Annotated in this window: 21 protein-coding genes; 12 read left to right on the forward strand and 9 right to left on the reverse strand. The window is 41.3% G+C overall.

Going from position 1 to position 22,110, the window contains the following annotated elements; translation table 11 throughout:
• The first annotated feature begins 96 nt into the window (after positions 1–96).
• Entirely contained in the window at positions 97–1,779 is a 1,683-nt protein-coding gene (locus ACH3Z1_RS01650) for an NAD+ synthase (protein WP_490820095.1), read from the forward strand.
• Between the two features lie 4 nt (positions 1,780–1,783).
• Here ACH3Z1_RS01650 and ACH3Z1_RS01655 read toward each other — a convergent pair whose 3' ends face one another.
• Entirely contained in the window at positions 1,784–2,617 is an 834-nt protein-coding gene (locus tag ACH3Z1_RS01655; RefSeq protein WP_490820096.1) for a universal stress protein, read from the reverse strand.
• 197 nt (positions 2,618–2,814) lie between these two features.
• Here ACH3Z1_RS01655 and ACH3Z1_RS01660 point away from each other — a divergent pair, with 197 nt between their 5' ends.
• On the forward strand, positions 2,815–3,531 hold the full coding sequence (locus ACH3Z1_RS01660) for a hypothetical protein (protein WP_490820097.1): 717 nt from the start codon (positions 2,815–2,817) through the stop codon (positions 3,529–3,531).
• A 68-nt stretch (positions 3,532–3,599) separates the two neighbouring features.
• On the opposite strand, the gene ACH3Z1_RS01665 is transcribed toward ACH3Z1_RS01660, so the two are convergent.
• The gene (locus ACH3Z1_RS01665) at positions 3,600–4,796 is read right to left on the reverse strand and encodes an acetyl-CoA C-acyltransferase (RefSeq protein ID WP_490820098.1); all 1,197 of its coding nucleotides are present in this window, start codon (positions 4,794–4,796) and stop codon (positions 3,600–3,602) included.
• 29 nt (positions 4,797–4,825) lie between these two features.
• On the opposite strand from ACH3Z1_RS01665, the gene ACH3Z1_RS01670 reads away from it, so the two are divergent.
• The 5 genes from ACH3Z1_RS01670 to creD all read left to right on the forward strand — a co-directional run bounded on the left by ACH3Z1_RS01670 (position 4,826) and on the right by creD (position 9,673).
• Entirely contained in the window at positions 4,826–5,947 is a 1,122-nt protein-coding gene (locus ACH3Z1_RS01670; RefSeq protein WP_490820099.1) for a quinone-dependent dihydroorotate dehydrogenase, read from the forward strand.
• 9 nt (positions 5,948–5,956) lie between these two features.
• A complete protein-coding gene (locus tag ACH3Z1_RS01675) occupies positions 5,957–6,739 on the forward strand; it encodes a TerC family protein (RefSeq protein WP_490820100.1) in 783 nt (260 codons plus the stop codon).
• Between the two features lie 172 nt (positions 6,740–6,911).
• A complete protein-coding gene (locus tag ACH3Z1_RS01680) occupies positions 6,912–7,544 on the forward strand; it encodes a hypothetical protein (RefSeq protein WP_490820101.1) in 633 nt (210 codons plus the stop codon).
• Positions 7,541–7,840 carry a winged helix-turn-helix domain-containing protein gene (locus tag ACH3Z1_RS01685; protein WP_490820102.1) on the forward strand — a complete coding sequence of 100 codons (300 nt, stop codon included), beginning with the start codon at positions 7,541–7,543 and terminating at the stop codon, positions 7,838–7,840. Before ACH3Z1_RS01680 ends, ACH3Z1_RS01685 begins: the two co-directional genes overlap by 4 nt.
• A gap of 486 nt (positions 7,841–8,326) precedes the next feature.
• Positions 8,327–9,673 carry a cell envelope integrity protein CreD gene (gene creD, locus ACH3Z1_RS01690; RefSeq protein WP_490820103.1) on the forward strand — a complete coding sequence of 449 codons (1,347 nt, stop codon included), beginning with the start codon at positions 8,327–8,329 and terminating at the stop codon, positions 9,671–9,673.
• A gap of 78 nt (positions 9,674–9,751) precedes the next feature.
• Here the strand turns inward: creD and ACH3Z1_RS01695 are convergent, their stop codons facing one another.
• From ACH3Z1_RS01695 to porX, 5 genes are all read right to left on the reverse strand, one after another.
• Positions 9,752–10,894, reverse strand: coding sequence for an acyl-CoA dehydrogenase family protein (locus tag ACH3Z1_RS01695; RefSeq protein ID WP_490820104.1), 1,143 nt, complete (start codon positions 10,892–10,894; stop codon positions 9,752–9,754).
• A 151-nt stretch (positions 10,895–11,045) separates the two neighbouring features.
• Positions 11,046–11,903, reverse strand: coding sequence for a helix-hairpin-helix domain-containing protein (locus ACH3Z1_RS01700; RefSeq protein ID WP_490820105.1), 858 nt, complete (start codon positions 11,901–11,903; stop codon positions 11,046–11,048).
• Between the two features lie 47 nt (positions 11,904–11,950).
• Positions 11,951–12,727 carry an MBL fold metallo-hydrolase gene (locus tag ACH3Z1_RS01705; RefSeq protein WP_490820106.1) on the reverse strand — a complete coding sequence of 259 codons (777 nt, stop codon included), beginning with the start codon at positions 12,725–12,727 and terminating at the stop codon, positions 11,951–11,953.
• Positions 12,728–12,782: 55 nt separating this feature from the next.
• A complete protein-coding gene (locus ACH3Z1_RS01710; RefSeq protein WP_490820107.1) occupies positions 12,783–13,055 on the reverse strand; it encodes a hypothetical protein in 273 nt (90 codons plus the stop codon).
• Positions 13,056–13,251: 196 nt separating this feature from the next.
• Complete coding sequence (porX, locus tag ACH3Z1_RS01715; protein ID WP_490820108.1) at positions 13,252–14,811, reverse strand: T9SS response regulator signal transducer PorX; 1,560 nt, start codon at positions 14,809–14,811, stop codon at positions 13,252–13,254.
• A gap of 206 nt (positions 14,812–15,017) precedes the next feature.
• On the opposite strand from porX, the gene ACH3Z1_RS01720 reads away from it, so the two are divergent.
• The 5 genes from ACH3Z1_RS01720 to ACH3Z1_RS01740 all read left to right on the forward strand — a co-directional run bounded on the left by ACH3Z1_RS01720 (position 15,018) and on the right by ACH3Z1_RS01740 (position 20,405).
• Positions 15,018–16,232, forward strand: a complete 1,215-nt coding sequence (locus tag ACH3Z1_RS01720; RefSeq protein WP_490820109.1) for an HD domain-containing protein — start codon at positions 15,018–15,020, stop codon at positions 16,230–16,232.
• 98 nt (positions 16,233–16,330) lie between these two features.
• Positions 16,331–17,386, forward strand: coding sequence for a UDP-3-O-(3-hydroxymyristoyl)glucosamine N-acyltransferase (lpxD, locus tag ACH3Z1_RS01725; protein WP_490820110.1), 1,056 nt, complete (start codon positions 16,331–16,333; stop codon positions 17,384–17,386).
• An 87-nt stretch (positions 17,387–17,473) separates the two neighbouring features.
• The gene (locus tag ACH3Z1_RS01730; RefSeq protein ID WP_490820111.1) at positions 17,474–18,919 is read left to right on the forward strand and encodes a bifunctional UDP-3-O-[3-hydroxymyristoyl] N-acetylglucosamine deacetylase/3-hydroxyacyl-ACP dehydratase; all 1,446 of its coding nucleotides are present in this window, start codon (positions 17,474–17,476) and stop codon (positions 18,917–18,919) included.
• Positions 18,920–18,959: 40 nt separating this feature from the next.
• Positions 18,960–19,757 carry an acyl-ACP--UDP-N-acetylglucosamine O-acyltransferase gene (gene lpxA, locus ACH3Z1_RS01735; protein WP_295202326.1) on the forward strand — a complete coding sequence of 266 codons (798 nt, stop codon included), beginning with the start codon at positions 18,960–18,962 and terminating at the stop codon, positions 19,755–19,757.
• Positions 19,758–19,787: 30 nt separating this feature from the next.
• Complete coding sequence (locus ACH3Z1_RS01740) at positions 19,788–20,405, forward strand: ABC transporter ATP-binding protein (protein ID WP_490820112.1); 618 nt, start codon at positions 19,788–19,790, stop codon at positions 20,403–20,405.
• A 3-nt stretch (positions 20,406–20,408) separates the two neighbouring features.
• Here ACH3Z1_RS01740 and ACH3Z1_RS01745 read toward each other — a convergent pair whose 3' ends face one another.
• Together ACH3Z1_RS01745 and ACH3Z1_RS01750 are read right to left on the reverse strand one after the other, a co-directional pair.
• Positions 20,409–21,518: a sensor histidine kinase gene (locus ACH3Z1_RS01745; RefSeq protein ID WP_490820113.1), complete on the reverse strand. Its 1,110-nt coding sequence runs from the start codon at positions 21,516–21,518 to the stop codon at positions 20,409–20,411.
• 17 nt (positions 21,519–21,535) lie between these two features.
• Positions 21,536–22,105, reverse strand: a complete 570-nt coding sequence (locus tag ACH3Z1_RS01750) for a chemotaxis protein CheB (RefSeq protein ID WP_490820114.1) — start codon at positions 22,103–22,105, stop codon at positions 21,536–21,538.
• Positions 22,106–22,110: the final 5 nt, after the last annotated feature.

Below are 22,110 nucleotides of genomic sequence, written 5' to 3' on the forward strand. Positions count from 1 at the left end.
ATGCTGATAAAACCTTGAGTCAAATCAAGGAACGCTGTAAAACCTATGCAAAAGTTACTGAACTTTGCACCTGAAGCTTATTAAACAGGTGTTTGTATGAAGATCAGTATCGCACAGCAGAATTATCATATCGGAAACTTCGAAGCCAATACAGCTAAAATAATCGGTGCCATCAAAGAGGCCAAAAAAGCAGGTGCCGATATCATCATGTTTAGTGAAATGAGTGTGTGCGGCTACCCTGCCAGAGATTTTGTGGAGTTCAGTGATTTCATCAATAAATGTTATGAAGCGGTTGATCTGATCAAAGAACATGCAGATACCATTGCCGTATTGATTGGCTCACCCGCCCGCAACAATATACAGAAGGGAAAAGATCTTTTTAATGCAGCATTCTTTCTGTATGAGAAGGAGATCAAGGCAGAAATTCATAAAACACTATTACCCACTTACGATGTGTTTGATGAGTACCGTTATTTTGAGCCGGCTTATGAATGGAAAGTCGTTCCCTTCAAAGGAAAAAAATTAGCGATTACCATTTGTGAAGATATATGGAACATGGGCGATAATCCATTATACAGGATTTGTCCGATGGATCAACTGATGGAACAATCACCTGACCTGATGCTCAATATCAGCGCTTCTCCTTTTGATTATACACACGATGAAGACAGAAAGTCTGTCATCAAAGCCAATGTTCAGAAATATAAGATTCCGATGTTCTACTGTAATGCAGTGGGTAGCCAGACAGAAATTGTGTTTGATGGCGCTTCACTTGTATTTGATAAAGATGCCAATCTCTGTGCCGCATTACCCATGTTTCAAGAAGCCATGGTTACACTTGAACTGAATAATGATGGCAGTATACAGGCACCTATACTAGAACCTGCAAGCCGTGTACCAGATAAAGAACTCAATCCCGCTACACTTGAACCCGAATTAAATATTGCACAGGTATATGATGCGCTCATCATGGGTATTCGTGATTATTTTTCAAAAATGGGTTTCAGCAAAGCTATACTGGGTTCTTCGGGTGGAATAGATTCGGCCGTTACGCTTGCCATTGCCTGCGATGCATTGGGCGCAGAGAATGTTAGGGCTATTCTTATGCCATCACCCTATTCAACTGACCATTCTGTTAACGATGCGGTAGAACTGAGTAAAAACCTTGGCAATCCATACGATATCATCCGCATTGATGAAGTTTTCAATGCATTTACAAAAACACTTGATCCGGTGTTTAACGGCTTGCCTTTTTCGCTGGCTGAAGAAAATATACAGAGCAGAACAAGGGGTAATCTACTCATGGCCATTGCCAACAAATTCGGTTACATATTATTAAACACATCCAACAAAAGTGAACTGGCAACCGGTTATGGTACTTTATACGGCGATATGGCCGGTGGTTTAGGCGTACTGGGCGATTGTTACAAATTGCAGGTGTATGCGCTGGCCAGATACATCAACAGGCGAAGAGAAATCATCCCTGAAAATATCATCAGTAAAGCGCCCAGTGCAGAATTAAGACCCAACCAGAAAGACAGCGACAGCTTACCCGATTACAGCCTGCTCGACCAGGTACTCTATCAGTACATTGAAAAAAGAATGGGGCCGGGAGAAATTAAAGCCATGGGGTATGATGCCGCATTGGTTGACCGTACATTGAAAATGGTGAACAATAATGAGTACAAACGAAACCAGTTTTGTCCCATCATACGTATTTCACCAAAAGCATTTGGTGTGGGAAGAAGAGTACCGATTGTTGGGAAGTATTTGAATTGATTGATTACTCATGTATTACCATAATCGGCACATGACTATGATACGCTAATTTTTTCGTAGCACTTGCATGGAATAAGCCTTCAAATAATCCATGTTTTTTAGGTATCGTAATAATCAGGTCGACCATTTTTTCCAAGGACACAATATTTACTGCTTCCATAAAATTACTGTTGTTTTCAAACAGGTATTGAGGATTGTATCCTTGTAACAATGTGTCCAGCATCAGGCTTTCAAAAGGTGTATCGGGCGACCAGTTCTGGTTCTCCTTATCAACATGTAATACAAAGAGTTTGGCACTGGTAGCATCCAGTATTTGTTTGATGGGCTGTACAGGTGTTGCCTCTACCACTTTGTTGAAATCGCAGACCATCATTACTTCTTCTATTTTGGTGAAAATGGCTTTGGGCGGAACAATGATCACAGGTACTGTTCCATTCTTTGCCACACTCAATGCATTGCTACCAATGATTTTTTCTTCAATCAGGTTACCTCCTGTTACACCCATTACAATCAGGCCGGCCCCTGTTTCCTTGCATATTTCATCCAAGCCGTTTCCCAGATGATCGTACCTAGCTAAAGTATTTACTTTAATGTTAGAAGCGCAGAATGGACAAACAACAGACTTGAAATGTTCTAATGCTTTTTCACTGCTGTCTTTCAAAGTATCAATATCGGGCATCACCACCGTGGGCACCATCGGGTCTATGTTTATGGGCGCTTCGTAGGCATGGTACAGAATTACTTCTTCAGCTTTTAACTGTTCTGCCAGTTTAAAGGCATAGAGGGCCGCATTTTTTGCTGCGGAGGAGAAGTCGGTTGGAACAAGTATCTTTTTCATATCACCTATTTATGTAGTAAACCTAACAAGAACCATGCGCGAAAAACATGACATTGGTCAGGCCGGCAGTTGTTTTTTATCAGTTTCTATAAGTAATCCTTTGTTTAGACCGTTTATTGTTAAAAGCTGTTAATCACATATAATTCACCCACAACCCTTTTTGACGCTTGTTATCTTTGCCCCGAAATATTACCTGCATGAAAAAACTTTCCTTGTTATCGTCGGCCATGCTAATGATCGTTTTTATCATTACAGGTTGCAAAAGCCTGTCTTTTACACAAAAAACATTACCGGCCGAAATACCCGTTCAGGATTATTCAAAATCGATTGTGGTGATTGATGCCGGTGATGTATACACACCAGGTCTCGCCATCACCAAAAAAAGAGAAGCTGTGGTTACCAGTATCAAGAATATGTATTTCTCCAACTTACCTGATGTACTCAGGAAAGATTTACAAATTCCCGCATTCAGGGATACCATTCTTACCGATGAGGAAAAAACAAGGTTATTACAAAATGATGATGCAGTAAGACTAAAACTTGCCACTAAATACGGGGCCAATATTTTCATCATCTTACAAAATTATGAAGGTGGCTTTAACCAGGATGAAGTAGTACGTACCAAAAACAATGATGGCAGCACCAATAAAACTGCCTACTATTCTGTTTTCTTCAACACAGATATTACCGTTATCCAGGGCGATCAATTATTTCGCAAAAGAATTGTAGCCAGCAGAGAACATTCTAACCGTTCAGTACTCAGCGGTCTGCTGGCAAGAGGCCCCGGTTATGAAGCCAATAAAAAAGACATTATTTCCATGGCAAACAGAAATGCCGCTAATGTATCTGGTTTATTCAGGGAAAGAAGAGGTATGATGAATGGAAGAGGAGAATTTATTGAGCAAAACAGGTAGAAGAAAGTTTATGGTCCATAACCAATTGTTTTTACTTATGGACTATCGACTATGGACCATGGACTACTTTACAACCGTTCAATAATTCCTGCAATACCCTGGCCACCACCCACACAGGCAGTAACCATTCCGTATTTCTTATTCAGTCTTTTCATATCATTCAATAACTGAACTGTTAATTTACAACCAGTACAACCTAATGGATGTCCCAATGCTATGGCACCTCCGTTGATGTTTACGATATCGGGATTCAATCCAAGTTCCCTGATGACTGCAAGCGATTGTGAAGCAAAAGCCTCATTTAATTCAATCAGTTCAATATCATTCAAACTCATCGATGCCTGTTTCAACACTTTTGGAATGGCCGCCACAGGACCAATACCCATGATACGTGGATGTACACCTGCAGATGCACAATTCACCAATCGGCCAATAGGTTGTAAGCCAAGTTCCACAACCATTCTTTCACTCATTACAATAACAAAAGCGGCTCCATCGCTTGTTTGAGAGGAGTTACCGGCAGTAACAGATCCACCCATGGCAAATGCAGGTTTCAGTTTGGCCAGTGCTTCGATATTCGTGTCGGCACGTACACCCTCATCCGTATCAACCACATAAGAACGAACGGCTTTTTTTCCCTTTTCATTCAGGTAGGTTTCTTCTACCGTAATGGGCAGAATACCGGATTTGAAATAACCATTCTCGATTGCTTTCATCGCTTTCTGGTGCGATTGATAGGCAAACTGGTCCTGGTCTTCACGATTCACTTTAAATTCTTTGGCCACTGCTTCGGCAGTGAGACCCATACTCAAATAATAATCAGGCTCTTCTTTGGCGATGGAATAAGCCGGAACAGTTTTCCAACCCGCAGTAGGTACCAGGCTCATACTTTCGGTTCCACCGGCGATGATACAATCTGCCATTCCGGTGCGAATTTTTGCCGTGGCGAGCGCAATACTTTCCAACCCACTTGCACAATAGCGGTTAATGGTAAAACCAGCCACATCAATGCCCAGTGCACGTGCTGAAATAATACGGCCAAACTGTAAACCCTGTTCCGCTTCCGGAACGGCATTACCCACAATAACATCATCTACCCGTTTTGCTTCGAGCTGAGGCACAGTTGCCATCAATCCTTTGATTACTTCAACAGCCAGATCATCGGGACGAAAAAAACGGAATCCACCCCGTTTGCTTTTGGCCACTGCGGTTCTGTAACCGGCTACTATATATGCTTCCTGCATAATCTTGGTTTTACCTATCAAATGTAAGGATTTTTTTAAAAAAGTTGTTTATGCAACCAAATTTAACGGAATCGGGTTGCGGTTCATATCCGTTCGGCTGGTCGCCAAATGCGCCTTATCTTCGCGGCATCATGCTATACCCGCTTATCAGACAATTACTTTTCAGTTTTCCACCTGAAGATGTACACTATTTTTCAATGGATTTGTTGAGGTCGGCCTGCTCGTTGAGCCCTGTTAAAAAACTGATCAGCAGTAGCTTCACCTGTAAAGATGCCGCCTTACACAAAGATGTTTTTGGGCTGCATTTTACCAATCCGGTTGGATTGGGTGCCGGTTTCGACAAAAATGCACTTTACCTGAATGAACTGGAAGCTTTGGGGTTTGGGTTTGTGGAAATTGGTACGGTTACCCCCCTGCCTCAGCCCGGTAACGATAAACCACGCTTATTTCGTTTACCTGCCGATAAAGCTTTGATCAACCGGATGGGATTTAATAATAATGGCGTAAAAGCTGTGGCAGGAAGACTGGCTGCCAGAAAAAAAGAAAATTCGACATTGATTGTTGGCGGAAATATTGGCAAGAATAAAGTTACAGCCAATGAAGATGCCTGGAAAGATTACAGCATTTGTTTTGAGGAACTGTTTGATCATGTAGATTATTTCGTGGTGAATGTAAGTTCCCCTAATACACCGGGTTTAAGGGCTTTGCAGGATAAAGATGCACTCAAACAGATTTTTTCTGTGTTACAAAACAGTAACCAGGCAAAAAACAAACCCAAACCCATCTTACTGAAAATTGCACCCGATCTTACACAGGAGCAATTAGATGATATTATTGCGCTTTCATTTGATGTTAACCTCGATGGACTGGTAGCTACCAATACAACGATCAGTCGTGAAAATTTAGCTACACCGGAACAAACCATTACTAAGATTGGTGCAGGCGGATTAAGTGGAAAGCCGGTTCGAAAAAGATCAACAGAAGTAGTACAGTATCTATCAAAAGGAACAGGAGGCAAAATTCCCATTATTGCGAGTGGTGGTATTTTTACTGGTGCTGATGCGGCAGAAAAAATAAATGCAGGAGCCACACTGGTTCAGGTCTGGACCGGGTTTATTTATGAAGGTCCTTCTATCGTAAAAAATATTTGCAAACACTTATTACAAGCATAAGCCAACTATATGGAACATTTATTTACCTCTGAAAGTCTGATCAGTTTTCTGATACTGGTAATCCTCGAGATTGTGCTCGGTATTGATAATGTAATTTTTGTAAGCATTATCATGAACCGTATGGAGAAAAAGCAACAGAAAAAAGCCCGTATGCTCTGGATGATCATGGGCATGAGTACCCGTATTGTTTTATTATTTGGTTTAGGCTGGTTGCTTGCACAAAAAGGCAAACCAGTTGTAAGTGCTTTTGGAAAAGATTTTGATCTGGCAAGTCTTGTTATGCTTGCCGGTGGTTTATTCTTATTGTACAAAACAGTAAGAGAAATACACCATAAACTGGAAGGAGAAGCAGATGAGGCTGTAGGAAAATCAACCAAAAAACTCAGTTTTGGTACGGCTATTTTTCAGATCATGCTGATTGATATGGTATTTAGTTTCGACAGCATCATTACGGCTGGTGGTACTGCCAAACATATTGAAATCATGATTGCTGCTGTAGTGGTGGCCATGATCGTTATGTTTTTGTTCAGCTCCAATATTTCCAATTTCATACATAAACATCCTACACTGAAAATGCTGGCCCTCTCTTTTTTGGTGATGATTGGTTTTGTGTTGATTGTGGAAGGCTGGGACAGTGTAAATGCACACCAGTTACACCTGAAAAATTATGTGTACTTCGCCATGGCATTTTCTTTTATTGTGGAACTACTGAATATGCGGATGCGAAAAGCCTATCGCAAACCGGTAGAATTACGCGATCCAAAACTCCCCGAATCTGATTCTACAGAATAACCCCTGCGGTTATCTCTGTGTTCTCTTGTTCTCTGCGGTGAAGCATATGTGAAATTTCACCGCAGAGAACACAGGGTTTTGCCAGAGATGATTGGTGATTAACAAATATTTTTTGGAGAAAGACTTGGAAATATGAAAATCCAATAGTTACTTTGAATCTCAAAGTGCTTTTATGAAAGAGGAGCAAAAACATATCGATGCCCTGCACGACATCAAGGACATGATGAACAGGAGCAGCCGATTTATCAGCTTAAGCGGATTGAGCGGCATCAGTGCGGGTTTATGCGCATTGGCTGCTACCATTTATATCTGGCCTGTGTGGTTAGCCGTTAGAGGCAAACTCCAGACAACTGATGAAATACAGATCTATCCTGAAACCAATGTTCAAAGTCTGCTTATTTCAACAGGAGCCATCACTTTCTTATCTGCTTTATTGCTGGCACTGCTCTTCACCTGGATGCGCAGTAAGAAAACAAATACTTCTATCTGGGGTAGTACAGCCAAGAGATTAATGATCAATACCGCTATTCCTTTGCTGGCAGGTGCTTTGGTTACTTACCGTTTACTGGAACTCGATTTGGTAGGACTGATCGCCCCTTCCTGTCTCATATTTTATGGACTGGCTTTGCTCAATGGCAGTAAATACACGGTATCTGAAATCAGGTGGCTGGGTATTTGTCAGATTATACTGGGTATCGTTAATTTATGGTTTATTGGCTATGGGCTCATTGCATGGGCCATTGGCTTTGGAGTTTTACATATTTTATACGGCGCACTGATGTGGTGGAAATATGAACGCGTATGAACAACCCGATTGAACACCTGAATAAAGTTTTTGACAGCCGCATAAGGCTGGGTATCATGAGTGCCGTGATGGTGAATGATGAGGTAAACTTTAATGAGCTGAAAGAACTGATACAGGTTACGGATGGTAACCTCGCCAGCCACCTGAAAACCCTGGAAGAACACAATTATATAAAAGTGAATAAAGGATTTATTGGCCGGAAAACCAATACCACTTATGCTGTTACCAAATCGGGAGAGAAAGCTTTTAAAAGCCATTTGGAGGCATTAGAAAAAATGATCAAAGGCATACAGTAAATTTTTTTATCTATTCACTTTGAAATACAAAGTACTTTTAGAATGAGCAATATTATCACCACCTGTTTTAAATTATGGATAACAACAGTATTGCTGTTTGACATAGGGGTAAATATTTACTTTCTGATCCACTCAGGTTTTTCAGTAGCAGATATCATTTTACGGGCCTTGATCATTCTGATTGTTACTGTATTACTCAGCATACCCGTATTCCTTGCTTACCTACTCGTATTACCACCCATCAATAGGATAAGACAATCTAACAAAATCAAAACATATCATATAGCACTCGTTAACATAACACTAGCCTTCCTCTATACAATTTTTTATGCATCCAATTTTTTACGTTACAAACCTGATATAAGTGACATCATCGAAGCCCTTGTTTTTTTTTGCGGACTAAGTGTGGCTAGTTTATCCTCGTTAATTATTAACAAGTCATTTCTACAAAATAATTTTTTTACTCCATATTCAAATCAATCCATCATGTACACACAAAACGACAATCCGACACCTCCCCTAACAGGGAATAATAAAATTCTCTACAAAGCCATCGTTACCGGCATCCTGATTATGGTAATGCTGATACCCATGATTTTTGTTTCCAACCTTGTCAGTGAAAGATCTGTAAGAAGAGCTGCAGTAGAAAAAGATGTGAGCAGTAAATGGGCAGCACCACAAACGGTTTCAGGTCCTTATTTGCATGTACCCTATAAAAAAATGATTGCTGGCTCTGATGGAAAACCATTTGCTTCTGACGGCTATTTTTTTATGCTGCCCGAGCAACTTTCGATCATTGGCAATATTGATACGGAAGAAAGAAAACGTTCTATCTACAAAGTGTTATTATACAAAACCCAGGTTTCGGGCACTGGCAGTTTTCAGTTACAAATACCCAAAGACATCAAAGCAGAAGAAGTACAATGGAACGAAATCAAATTATGCATGGGCATCAGTGATTTCAAAGGCATTGAACAAAAAATCGATATCAATTTCAACCATCAGCAACTGAGTCTTTTGCCGGGTTTGCCCAATTCCGATATCGACAGCAATGGTTTATCTGTTCCGGTTCAACTATCTGTTACCGATATAGGCAAAACCTTTACATTCAGTACCAATATTGCTTTGCGAGGCAGCGGTCAACTGCATTTTATGCCACTTGCAGGTAATAGCCAGTTTAGCCTTCACTCAAAATGGTTAAGTCCTTCTTTCGATGGGAATACCATCCCCACCAGTCGAAAAGTTGATAAGAACGGTTTTTCCGCGAACTGGTCATTCAACAAAGCCAACCTGCCTTTCAGCACTTTGGTTACAGATGCCAAAAACATCAACACATCACTTGCATTTGGCGTGAGCCTGTTACAACCTGGCAATGAATATGCACAAACAGATCGTTGTAGTAAGTATGCTATATTATTGATTGGCCTCAGCTTTGCACTTTTCTTTATCATGGAAATCATGCAGAAAAAACCGGTGCATCCAGTTCAGTATGTACTGGTAGGAATGGCATTGATCATCTTTTATACATTATTGCTTTCGATCAGTGAAATCGCTTCATTCGACCTGGCTTATTTTATTGCAGCATCTGCAACTATTTTATTGATTACTGTTTACATAAACAGTCATTTCCAGCAGGCTAAAACAGCCGCTTATTTTACATTACTCTTATCGCTGTTATACGGTTTCATTTTTATTCTGTTACGTTTAGAGGACACCGCTTTACTCGTTGGTAGTATCGGACTCTTTATTATACTTGCCGTTGTCATGTATGCAAGCAGGCGCATCAACTGGTACCAGCCAGTTTCAACAACAGCATCTGCTGTTCCGGAATAGTTTTTTTGGGGGGTGGTTTATAAACAAAAGTCCCGCCAGGTGGCGGGACTTTGATATAAGCAAGCAATCGAAAAGAGACTATCCATGAAGTACTTCCCTGGAGATCACTAATTTCTGGATCTCGGAAGTTCCTTCACCAATAGTACACAATTTTGCGTCACGATAGAACTTTTCTACAGGAAAATCTTTTGTGTAGCCATATCCGCCGAAAATCTGTACAGCTTCCGTGGCTGTTTTTACCGCTATTTCACTGGCATAATACTTAGCCATAGCACCTTCTTTGGTCACTTTCTGACCCCTGTTCTTAAGGTCACAGGCCTGCCAGATAAGTAATTCTGCGGCCATGATTTCTGTGGCCATATCGGCCAGCTTAAAGCTGATCCCCTGGAAATTACAAATGGGCTGGTCGAACTGGTGTCTTTCTTTTGAATACTGCAAAGCAGCTTCATAAGCTCCTTTGGCAATACCCAGCGACAGCGCCGCAATTGAAATTCGTCCTCCATCCAGTATTTTCATGGCCTGCCGAAAACCATCCCCAACTTCGCCCAAACGGTTTGCATCCGAAATACGGCAGTTTTCGAAAATCATTTCTGCTGTTTCACTGGCACGCATACCCAGTTTATTTTCTTTTTTGCCGGCAGAAAAGCCAGGTGTTCCTCTTTCTACAACGAACGCTGTAGAATTTCCGCTGGTTCTGGGTTCACCTGTTCTACAGATCACGACAGCGATATCTCCACTTTTTCCATGTGTGATCCAGCTTTTTGTACCATTGAGTACCCAGTCATTCCCTTCTTTTACCGCCACCGTTTTCATATTACCGGCATCGCTACCGGTATTGGGTTCGGTAAGCCCCCATGCCCCAATCCATTCGGCTGTGGCTAGTTTGGGCAACCATTTATTTTTTTGTTCCTCTGTTCCAAATGATAAAATATGATTGGTACATAAAGAATTATGAGCAGCCAGACTCAACCCAACGGATCCACAGACTTTTGAAATTTCCTGGATAATGGCATTGTATTCAAAATAACCCAGACCTGCTCCTCCGTAATTTTCCGGCACAAGTACGCCCATCAGTCCCAGTTTACCCATTTCCTTGAAAACGGATACCGGAAATTCCTGGCTCTCATCCCATTCCATCAGATGTGGACGGATGTATTGCTGGGCAAAATCGCGTGCTGTTTGTGCTACCTGTTCTGTAAGTTCTGTAGGCCTGAATTCCATAGCGCTTAGTTTAAAATAGACGAAGGTTGCCCCACTAAACAATCGTTATCAAGGCAACCTTCTGAAAACAAACGACCGTTTGTTAGTTTTCATTGCAAAAGAATGTCTTTTATGGATACCGGCCAAAAAAGGTTGTGGTCTTAACAGTTTTTTATTCAAGTTGAAATGCTTTTTGGAGTGCGGTGAAGAAAGTTTGATTCATGCCTGGCAGGGTTTCCAATTCCGACCAGTTGCTGAAATTGCCTTCATCCTGTCTTCTTTTTACGATTTCACGGGCCAAACCATCGGGCAGACCGGCTTTTTGCATCAATTGATAAGCAGATGCCCTGTTCAGCAACAATTTGGTGATGGTACGCTCATTTAATTGGAGATAGGATTTAATCAGTACTAAAGTACTGTCGGTTAATCCGAATACATTTTGTAGTTCTTCCATCCTCGCAAAACCAAGCGACTGATTTCTGTATTTGATGATACGCCCAGCTATCTTTTCCCCGATTCCGGGTAAAGCTTTCCAGTCTTCCAAACCTGCTGTGTTAATATCTATCACAGCAATGGATGGTTTTGTAATTGGCTGTTTTGTTTCTGTATCGGGTAGTTGTACAAAAGGAATAAGCTGCGTGGCTTTTTCCGGTTCTAATCCCCATATCTTTCTTATATCTGCTGCCTTATAAAATCTGCCTCCTTTGTTCCGGTAATGGATGATACGATTCGCAAGTTTTTCTTCCAAACCCAAACGCACCCAACCTGCTACATCGAGTGTATTGGGATTGAATGGAAATAACTCCACAGATTTTTCAGGTGACAGCACTAAAGATTTTACTGAGTGGCTGTTGGACGCTTCATGCAACAATTGCAAACCTGCAGCCAATGTTTGATCTGCCAGCTTCAATTCTTTTTTCGGGAAAACATAAGGCAGAAAAATGAGTGTCAGGCAAAGGGCAACAAGCCATCCAATACCAGTTCGTTCTTTTTTGGTAAAGCTGAAGTAAGGGCGCCATTTGTTTTTCATACAATAATTGATTGTATGCCTTTCTTCGCTGTGTGATGAAATGATGTTTAGAGCTCGAGCTTCAGCCCATCATAAGCCAGTTGCATATGAGAAGGTAATTCTGCATTAATGTTTTGGTGTTTCCCAAGCTGGTGACTGATATGTGTGAAATAGACTTCAGGTATTTCCAGTTCTGTTGACAGTTCAATGGCTTCCTGTAAAGTAAAATGAGACAGGTGCGACTGTTTACGCAACGCATTTAAGACCAGCACTTTTGATCCTTTGATTTTTTCTTTTTCCCTTTCGTCTATTCTATTGGCATCCGTGATATAGGTAAAATCACCAAAACGAAACCCGAGTACAGGCATTTTATGGTGCAATACTTCAACAGGTATTACCGGTATATCTCCAATCAGGAAGGGTGTATCATCGATGGTGATAAGATTCAATTCCGGAACACCTGGGTATCTGGTATCGGAAAATGCATAATAATAATCACGCCGTAATGCCTCTTCAGTAAGTGTATTGGCATAAATATCCATGGGCTTTTTAGTAAAATAATTATAGGCCCGTATATCATCTAATCCGGCAAGATGATCTTTGTGGGGATGTGTGTACAAAACCGCATCCAGGCGCCGGTTATTGATACGCAGCATCTGGTACCGGAAATCAGGTGTGGTATCTACTACAACCGATGTTTGCTGAGATTGTACAAGGATACTGCTTCTTAAGCGTTTATCTTTTTTGTCGGGAGATGTACATACTTCACAATCGCATGCAATCATGGGCACACCACTGCTGGTACCTGTTCCTAAAAATTCTATGGTTAGTGTTGGAATGGCCACGCCTCAAATCTATTGAAATAAGGGCAGATATGTCTACCGTATTTCCCGCAAAAAATCAGGCTTCGGTAGCAGATTTTTTAACCACTTCTTCATAGAGTTTCTGCGACTCAAGTGTAAGTTTATCGTAGTCGATGGATAGTTGAGGAATGATTTCCATCAGTGTATTGATTCGCCCTTCAATATTCAGAAACTTATTCAACACCACAATACGTTTGGCTTCCAGCAGGCACCATCCACTTTGAAAAGTACCTCTTTCATAACGCACCACATATGCCGATTCTCCTAGAATATCTTCCAGCTTGTCTAAAGTAGTTTGAGTGTATTTCATCCTGATTGCTGTCTTTTCGTGATCCAATAACGCAACAAATGTACCATTCGGGCAGGGTTTACTGATGGCAGAGAGAGATTAGTTATTCACACCAAGCTGTGAGCTATGAGCTTCTAGCTACTAGCTGCCAGTCAGAAAACACAATTATACTCACTAATAGCTGGAAGCTGGCAGCTCGTAGCTCACAGCTTCCTCCTCACTGCTTACTCACCATCTTAATAATTGGTACCACCATTTCTTCGAGACTGATACCGCCGTGCTGGAATGTATTACGGTAATAATTCACATAATGGTTGTAATTATTGGGATAACAGAGAAAACCATCTTCTTTCGCAAAAATATAGGATGAATTTACATTGGGCACCGGCAATCCCGCTTCTTTGGGATCACGGAACGCTAATACATCCCTTGCTTCGAAATTGAGGTTACGACCATGTTTATACCGAAGGTTAGTGGTGGTTTGCTTATCACCAATTACTTTATGCGGTGTTTTTACCCTTACACTACCATGATCGGTAGCAAGTACTACTTTAATGGGTTTATCTGCTACTTTCTTGAGTGCCTGGTGTAATGGACTATGTTCGAACCAGCTTTTGGTAAGACTTCTGTAACTGGCTTCATCACTTGCCAGTTCTTTCAACACTTCCATTTCGGTGCGTGCATGACTCAGCATGTCTACAAAATTGTACACAATCACATTCAAGTCGTTCTGCATCAGGTTGTGCATATTGTTTACCAGGTGCTGCCCATCCTGGTGGTTCAATATTTTATGATAACTCACTTTCAAATCATCTTTTTTCAGCCGCTTTAACTGTGCACGGAAAAAAGTTTCCTCCTCATTGTTTTTGCCGCCTTCATCGTCATCATTCTTCCATAGCTGCGGAAATTGTTTTTCAATTTCCATTGGCATCATACCGGCAAAAATGGCATTGCGGCAATATTGTGTGGCAGTAGGAAGAATGGAGTAAAAAGTTTCTTCTTCCAGTATCCTGAAACTTTCTGCAAATATGGGTTGTATGGCTTTCCACTGATCGAAACGGAGGTTGTCTATCAGCACAAAAAAAGTAGGTATGCCTTTCTCCACATGAGGTAATACTTTAAACTGGAACAACTGGTGACTCATGATGGGTGATGCACTTGACTTGGGCGATATCCATGATGCATAATGTTTGCTGATGAATTTAAAGAATTCGGTATTGGCCTCCTGTTTCTGTGTCTGAAATACTTCACGCATTTCAGGACTATCGCTTTTTTCCATTTCCAGTTCCCAATACACCAGTTTTTTATAGATCTCCATCCACTGGTTAAAATCAGGATTATCATTCAATGCCATAAACAGTTCCCTGAACTGCTGCTGATAAGCACTGGTAGTCGTTTCAGCCACCAGCCTTTTGTTGTCGATGATTTTTTTTAAACTCAGCAATACCTGGTTCGGATTCACCGGTTTAATAAGGTAATCGCTGATCTGTCGTCCGATCGCCTCATTCATGAGGTTTTCTGTTTCATTTTTGGTGATAAGCACTACCGGAATACTGCCATTCACTTCTTTGATACGAACCAATGTTTCAAGACCTGTGATGCCCGGCATGGTTTCATCCATCAGTACCACATCTACAGGATTGTTTTTCACATATTCAATAGCATCGAAACCATTGGTAAGTGTGGTTACATCATACCCCTTCTGTTCCAGAAATATTTTTTGCGACTGAAGGCTTTCAATCTCATCATCAACCCATAAAATGCTGGCTAGTGGCATAAGCAGTGCTTAATTGTTACGATCACCGGGTTGGCCGGGATCAGTTCAAAATAATCAAAAAAAGGTTAAGCGTAACAATTTCCAATAGGCACTGGCTGTTTGAGGACAGCTTTATGCCGTAAATCTATTTCATTCCTGCATATCAATCATCTCTTTGTATTTTTGCCAACTGCCCCGGTGGGCGATTTAACAAATCAACAACAGGTATGTCCGAGCAAAAAAGAAAAATCATCAATGACCCGGTTTATGGTTTTATCACCATCAATCATCCATTGATATTTGATATCGTTTCACATCCTTATTATCAGCGTCTGCGTCGCATCAAACAAATGGCCATGGCGCAACTGGTATATCCGGGTGCCGTTCATACACGTTTACATCATTCACTGGGTGCTTATCATTTAATGGGTAATGCCGTAAATGAACTGAGAAGCAAGGGCATCGATATTTCAAATGAGGAAGAAATAGCCGTTAAAGCTGCCATACTATTACATGATGTGGGTCATGGTCCCTTTTCACATGCACTGGAACATGTAGTGGTACAGGGTGTACATCATGAACAGTTGTCTTTACAGATTATGCAGAAAATGAACCGTGATCTGAACGGACAACTCGCTCTTGCCATTGCCATCTTCACCGATCAATACCACAAACCTTTTTTACACCAGTTAATCAGCGGGCAGTTGGATGTAGACCGGATGGATTACCTGAGTCGCGACAGTTTCTTTTGCGGTGTAAGTGAAGGTGTGATTGGCTACGATCGTATTCTTAAAATGCTCACAGTACATGATGGCCAGTTGATGATTGAAGAAAAAGGCATTTACAGTGTTGAAAAATTCCTGGTAGCGAGAAGACAGATGTACTGGCAGGTATACCTGCATAAAACCGTTTTAGGGGCCGAAAAAATGCTGGTGAAAATACTGGAAAGGGTTCGCCACATTTATCAAACAACCGACGAAGCATTACAAACCCAATCGGCATTGGATTTTTTCCTCGGCTCTTTCAATGGACAAATGAATGATGAAACACTCGACCTTTTCTGTTCACTCGATGACCACGACATCATGCATGCACTGAAAAGATGGGCCAAACACCCAGACAGGATATTGTCTTTACTGTGTAGTCGTTTTTTAAACCGTCAGCTTTACAAATCGAGAATACAGGCCGATACTTTTGATCGTGGTTTTGTACAAGCAAAAGAAAAACAGGCTTCAGAACAATTTGGCATTCCACTTGCAGATATTCACTATGTATGTTTTACGGGTGAAGCCACCAATACCCTCTACCAGACAGTTGATGAACGCATCAATATATTGTTCAGGGATGGTGAGGTAAAAGATATTTCTCAGGTTGACAATGCCCTGATTCATCAAAACCTTTCTGCACCCGTCAAAAAAAATTACATTTGTTTATTGACTTAGTGATAGCTGATAGTCGATAGTCCATAGTTAAGTATCCCCTGCCTATGGAACATGGACTATTGACTATCCACTTTGTTCTAAAGACTAAATCACGCTGTATGCAATTTACCGCTGCGCAAATTTCAATGTTGATCAATGGCAAACTGGAAGGTGACGCCAATGTAGCTGTTACTTCTTTTGGTAAAATTGAAGAAGCTACTGCCGGACAACTTTCCTTTCTGGCCAATCCTAAATATGAAGAATACCTCTATTGCACCAAAGCTTCCGTGATTATTATCAATGAATCTCTCTCATTAAAACAGGCGATTGGCAATACACTTATTCGTGTACCCGACGCCTATTCTGCTTTTGCAACACTCCTGGGTAAATACCAGGAACTAATGACTCAGCAGTTAACAGGTATACAGGAACCCAGTTATATTGCTAAAACAGCGCAGATTGGTCAGGATGTTTTTGTAGGTGCTTTTGCGCATATTGGTGAGCAGGTACAGGTTGGCAACCATGTAAAAATATTTCCGGGTGTGGTATTGGGTAATAATGTGCGTATAGGTGATCATACCATTATACATGCGGGTGTGAAGATTTATCACGATTGTGTAATTGCCGACCATGTAGTTATTCACGCAGGCTCGGTTATTGGCAGTGATGGCTTTGGTTTTGCACCGCAACCTGACGGAACTTTTAAGAAAGTACCACAGATTGGTAATGTACTGGTAGAAAGTTATGTGGAGATTGGTGCCAATACAACCATTGACCGGGCTACCATGGGTTCTACCATCATACGTTCAGGAGCCAAACTTGATAACCTGGTTCAGATTGCACATAATGTGGAAGTGGGTTGCAATACCGTTATTGCTGCACAAACGGGTGTAAGCGGAAGCACTAAAATTGGCAAATCGGTTATGATTGGAGGTCAAACAGGTATTGCCGGACATATTACCATTGCGGATGGCAGTAAGATTAACGGGCAAAGTGGTATCACCAAAACCATCAAAGAGCCCAACCGCACTTTAACCGGTACGCCAGCCGATGATTTTACCCGTTCCTTACGTGCCCAGGCCCATCTCCGTAACCTGCCCGACCTCGAAAAAAGGGTTAAAGAACTGGAAAAAATGGTGGAACAACTGCTTGCCGATCGTGTAAATGCCTCATAAAGCATCTATTAACCATCCTGAAATCTTATTTTTGCGCTATATTTTACATCATGGGCTGTGGTGTAGATGATTGATCATCACCCTCCCATGAAAGAATCCATTGGATTCAACGGAAAAAACAACAGCATGGACAACAACTTCAATCCCGACAAACAACATACGCTTAGCAGTGCCGTAAGCATCAGTGGCACAGGTTTACATACAGGTGTTTTGGTTGATATGACACTCAAACCAGCCAACCCGGGTTTTGGTATCCAGTTTCAGCGTGTAGACCTGGCAGGTCAGCCTATTATCAAAGCCGACTGCGATCTGGTCACCGATACCAGCCGTGGTACCACTTTACAGGTGGGCGATGCCAAAGTAAGTACGGTAGAGCATGTACTTGCTGCATTGGTGGGGATGGGTGTTGACAATGTGCTGATTGAACTAAATGGACCTGAAATTCCCATCATGGACGGCAGCTCTGCTCCTTTTATTGAACTCATTGGAAAAGCTGGTGTGCTCGAACAGGAAGCGGCAAAAGCCTGGTACAGCCTTGATGAAAACATTTATCATTACGATGATGCCAAGCGTGTTGAAATGGTAGCATTGCCTGCACTTGATTACCAGATTACCACACTGATCGATTTCAACAGTCCTGTTTTAGGTACCCAACATGCCGGTTTGAAAACCATCAAAGATTTTAGAACAGAGATTGCACCCTGCCGTACTTTCTGTTTCCTGCATGAACTGGAAATGCTGCTCGATAACGATCTCATCAAAGGTGGCGACATCAACAATGCCATTGTGGTAGTAGACAAACCGATTACAGATGCAGAAATGGCGCGACTGGCCAAGGTCTTCAAACGTGATAAGATTGAAGTGAAAAGTGAAGGGTACCTCAATAACCTTGAACTCCGTTTCCCCAATGAACCGGCCCGTCATAAATTATTAGATGTAGTGGGCGATCTGGCTTTGATTGGTTATCCGATTAAAGCAAGGATCATCGCGAACCGTCCGGGGCATAGCAGTAATGTGGAGTTTGCTAAAAAGATCAAACAGTACATCAAAAAGAACAAACATGTGAAAGATGTACCGGTATATGATCCTACTATGCCTCCCATTTTCCCATTGGAAAAAATTGAAAAAACATTACCACATCGTCATCCATTCTTATTAGTAGATAAAATCATTGAATTAACGGATACACATATTGTGGGTGTGAAAAATGTAACATTCAATGAATGGTTTTTCCCGGGCCATTTCCCAGGTAATCCTGTGATGCCCGGTGTTTTACAAATTGAAGCACTGGCACAAACAGGTGGTATTCTCTGTATTAACTCAATGCCTGAAGGACAATACGATACTTATTTTCTGAAAATAGACAATTGTAAATTCAAACAAATGGTTCGTCCCGGTGATACCATGTTATTAAAAATGGAATTTACAGGACCCATACGCAGGGGCATCTGCGAAATGAGAGGCACTGTGTATGTGGGAGGAAAAGTGGCGACTGAAGCAGATCTTGTCGCACAAATCGTTAAAAGACCTTAATTTATACCCTTACCCAATTTAATAACAGAACCCAGCTACAATGACGCATCCTTATACCTACATAGATCCCAATGCGAGGGTCGCCCCGAATGTAAAAATTGATCCATTCACGGTGATCCATGGAGATGTACAGATTGGTGAGGGCACCTGGATTGGCAGTAATGTTACCATCATGGATGGTACAAGAATTGGCAAGAATTGCCGAGTGTTTCCGGGAGCAGTACTGGGCGCTATTCCACAGGATTTAAAATTTTCCGGTGAAAGAACCACCGTTGAAATCGGTGATAATACCACCATCCGCGAATTTGTTACCATCAACCGTGGCACCACCGATCGCTGGAAAACCAAAGTAGGTAATAACTGTCTTATCATGGCTTATAGCCATATTGCACACGATTGTTTGATAGGTGATAATTGTATTCTGAGTAACAGTGTACAGTTAGCCGGTCACGTTGTAATGGGCGATTGGGCCTGGATAGCTGGCGTGAGTGCTGTTCACCAGTTTGTAACCATTGGTCAGCATGCTTATATTGCCGGAGGCAGTCTGGTGAGTAAAGATGTGCCCCCTTATATAAAAGCCGTGCGTAACCCATTGAGTTATGGTGGTGTCAACAGCGTAGGTTTGAAAAGAAGAGGTTTTGAACTGGAGAAGATCAATCATATTCTCGATATCTATCGTATCATTTTCAATAAAGGACTTAACACTTCACAGGCATTAGAGTTTATTGAAGAAGAATTAACCGCCAGTGATGAGAGAGATGAGATCGTTACTTTTATCCGTGAAAGTGGCAGAGGTATCATCAAACGTTTTACCAAAGGCGCTACTGAAGAAGATTAAACACAAGTCCATTATTTTATTTTCAGTTTTATGCAGATTCAACTCTCGGATGCAGGTAAAAAATTTAACCGGGAATGGATATTTCGTGGAGTTAATTTCATTTTTCAACCCGGCAAGGCCTATGCCATTACCGGCCCGAACGGAAGTGGAAAAAGTACATTACTTCAGGCCATTGCAGGCAGCCTGAACCTTAGCGTAGGAAAAATTGCCTGGCAGTTGCGCAGTGCTGACATTGCTGACGACAAAGTGTATCAGCATTTATCGCTTTCCGCCCCTTATATAGAATTGATTGAAGAAATGACTGCTAAAGAATTTTTACAGTTTCATGCTTCATTTAAACCGTTACTAACAACTGTTACAATTGATAGCATACTTCAGGAAATCGGGTTGGAAAAAGCAGCCCATAAACAAATCCGTTATTATAGTAGTGGCATGAAACAGCGGGTGAAACTTGCACAGGCTATTTTCAGCGATGTTCCCTTATTATTACTAGACGAACCCTGTACCAATCTTGATCGTTTGGGATATGATTTATACCATCAGTTAGTGAATGATTATTGTAAGGGTAAAACCATTATCGTAAGCAGTAACGATCAGATGGAAATTGATTTTTGCGAAGAAAAAATACAGATCACTGATTATAAGTAGTTGTTATTTCATCCACTGGAAATAGAAAATACTTCCCTCTCCTTCTTTCGATTCAACCCATATTTTTCCACCCTGCTCTTCTACAATAATTTTCAGGAGATTTAACCCGATACCCGTACTACTGTCTCGCTGCGACTGGTTACTGGTTATTTCAAACAATTTGAATATCCGGTTTTTATCTTCTTCAGCTATACCCGGGCCATTGTCTTTTACATAGAACTCATGTAAAGAATCCTGTTCAGTATAACCAACCTGTATTAAGCCCTGGGGCTTATCATTATATTTAATGGCATTACTCAACAGGTTCTGAAACACCTGTTCGAGTTTAACTTTTTTGGTAACCAGAATTGGCAATTGATTGAGTAATTGTATCTGTATATGTTTCGGCGGAAACAATAAAGCAGACAATTGTTGAACCAATTGATGCACATCCACTTCTTCAATTGTTTGCTGTGATAAGCTGGTAGTAGAATACTCCAATAAAGCCATAATCATTTCGGATAATCGACCTGATGCCTGGTACACCATATCCACATTCTCTTTTACTTCTTCATTCGCACGTATATATGGATCGCTCTTGATGAGTTCGAGCATCATGATAACGGAGGAGAGCGGCGATTTGAGGTCGTGTGATACGATGTAAACAAATTTTTCCAGCTGTTTGTTAATCCGATCCAGTTCTGTCAACGTTGATTTTAACCGATGCTGGTTAAAATAAAGTTGTTCAAACACGTTTACTTTGGCTCGAACCACATTTATATCAAGTGGTTTTTGTAGATAGTCAACCGCACCTTCTGCAAATCCTTTCAATACATATTGCTCTTCCCGACTGAGTGCAGTTACAAAAATGATGGATATATCTTTTGTCCTTGGATTGGACTTTAGTATCCGCGCCACTTCAAACCCATCCATTTCAGGCATCTGCACATCGAGCATGATAAGTCCTATATGCTCATCTTTCAATACCTGTTTTAATGCTTCATTACCTGATTGAGCTTTGATAAATTTCCGGCCGGGCCTGAGCAATATCTCTTCCAGCGACAACAGGTTTTCAGGTCTGTCATCAACAAGAAGAATCGTAAAATCATGTTGTGGTATGGGAGGTATATTCATCTCTGACAGCAATATAATTATAATTCATGTAAGCGTTGTTTCATTTGCTCTTCTGTCAGCACTTTTACTTTTCCTGAAATAGCAATAGCCGCAGACGGCATGGCAGGATATTGAGCTGATGCCGGATCCTGCACCCAACATTCAGCTCCCAATTCAGCAAGTACTGATATTCCTTTTGCACCATCGGCATTGGCTCCGCTTAGTAAAATTGCCAATACTTTTTTTCCATACACCATGGCTGCACTTTCAAAGCTTACGTCAATTGATGGCCTGCTGAAATGAACTACATCAGAATAATCCAGGCTAAAACAGTCCTCCTCTTCAAATAGCAGGTGATAATTCTGGGGTGCGAGGTATATTTTACCCTGCCCGATCGGTTGTTTATCTTCCGGTTCTGTAATTTTTTTGACACCTGCTTCTTTTGCCAGTAATTTATCCAGTTCACTGATTACATTTCGCATACGATGAATAATCAGAACCACCGGAATGGGTTGGTCTTTTTTTAATACTTTCAGCAGCGATATACAAACAGGTATACTACCTGCCGATCCGCCAATAATGATGATATCGTACACTTTTTCTTTCAATACAT

It is taken from the genome of Sediminibacterium sp. FW305-C-49, assembly GCF_058231085.1.

Excerpts from the sequence above, each read along its gene's own strand:
- ACH3Z1_RS01650 (WP_490820095.1), top strand. The coding sequence starts at position 97 with ATGAAGATCAGTATCGCACAGCAGAATTATCATATCGGAAACTTCGAA.
- ACH3Z1_RS01655 (WP_490820096.1), bottom strand. The coding sequence starts at position 2,617 with ATGAAAAAGATACTTGTTCCAACCGACTTCTCCTCCGCAGCAAAAAAT.
- ACH3Z1_RS01660 (WP_490820097.1), top strand. The coding sequence starts at position 2,815 with ATGAAAAAACTTTCCTTGTTATCGTCGGCCATGCTAATGATCGTTTTT.
- ACH3Z1_RS01670 (WP_490820099.1), top strand. The coding sequence starts at position 4,826 with ATGCAACCAAATTTAACGGAATCGGGTTGCGGTTCATATCCGTTCGGC.
- ACH3Z1_RS01675 (WP_490820100.1), top strand. The coding sequence starts at position 5,957 with ATGGAACATTTATTTACCTCTGAAAGTCTGATCAGTTTTCTGATACTG.
- ACH3Z1_RS01680 (WP_490820101.1), top strand. The coding sequence starts at position 6,912 with ATGAAAGAGGAGCAAAAACATATCGATGCCCTGCACGACATCAAGGAC.
- ACH3Z1_RS01685 (WP_490820102.1), top strand. The coding sequence starts at position 7,541 with ATGAACAACCCGATTGAACACCTGAATAAAGTTTTTGACAGCCGCATA.
- creD (WP_490820103.1), top strand. The coding sequence starts at position 8,327 with ATGTACACACAAAACGACAATCCGACACCTCCCCTAACAGGGAATAAT.
- ACH3Z1_RS01695 (WP_490820104.1), bottom strand. The coding sequence starts at position 10,894 with ATGGAATTCAGGCCTACAGAACTTACAGAACAGGTAGCACAAACAGCA.
- ACH3Z1_RS01700 (WP_490820105.1), bottom strand. The coding sequence starts at position 11,903 with ATGAAAAACAAATGGCGCCCTTACTTCAGCTTTACCAAAAAAGAACGA.
- ACH3Z1_RS01710 (WP_490820107.1), bottom strand. The coding sequence starts at position 13,055 with ATGAAATACACTCAAACTACTTTAGACAAGCTGGAAGATATTCTAGGA.
- porX (WP_490820108.1), bottom strand. The coding sequence starts at position 14,811 with ATGCCACTAGCCAGCATTTTATGGGTTGATGATGAGATTGAAAGCCTT.
- ACH3Z1_RS01720 (WP_490820109.1), top strand. The coding sequence starts at position 15,018 with ATGTCCGAGCAAAAAAGAAAAATCATCAATGACCCGGTTTATGGTTTT.
- lpxD (WP_490820110.1), top strand. The coding sequence starts at position 16,331 with ATGCAATTTACCGCTGCGCAAATTTCAATGTTGATCAATGGCAAACTG.
- ACH3Z1_RS01730 (WP_490820111.1), top strand. The coding sequence starts at position 17,474 with ATGAAAGAATCCATTGGATTCAACGGAAAAAACAACAGCATGGACAAC.
- lpxA (WP_295202326.1), top strand. The coding sequence starts at position 18,960 with ATGACGCATCCTTATACCTACATAGATCCCAATGCGAGGGTCGCCCCG.
- ACH3Z1_RS01740 (WP_490820112.1), top strand. The coding sequence starts at position 19,788 with ATGCAGATTCAACTCTCGGATGCAGGTAAAAAATTTAACCGGGAATGG.
- ACH3Z1_RS01745 (WP_490820113.1), bottom strand. The coding sequence starts at position 21,518 with ATGAATATACCTCCCATACCACAACATGATTTTACGATTCTTCTTGTT.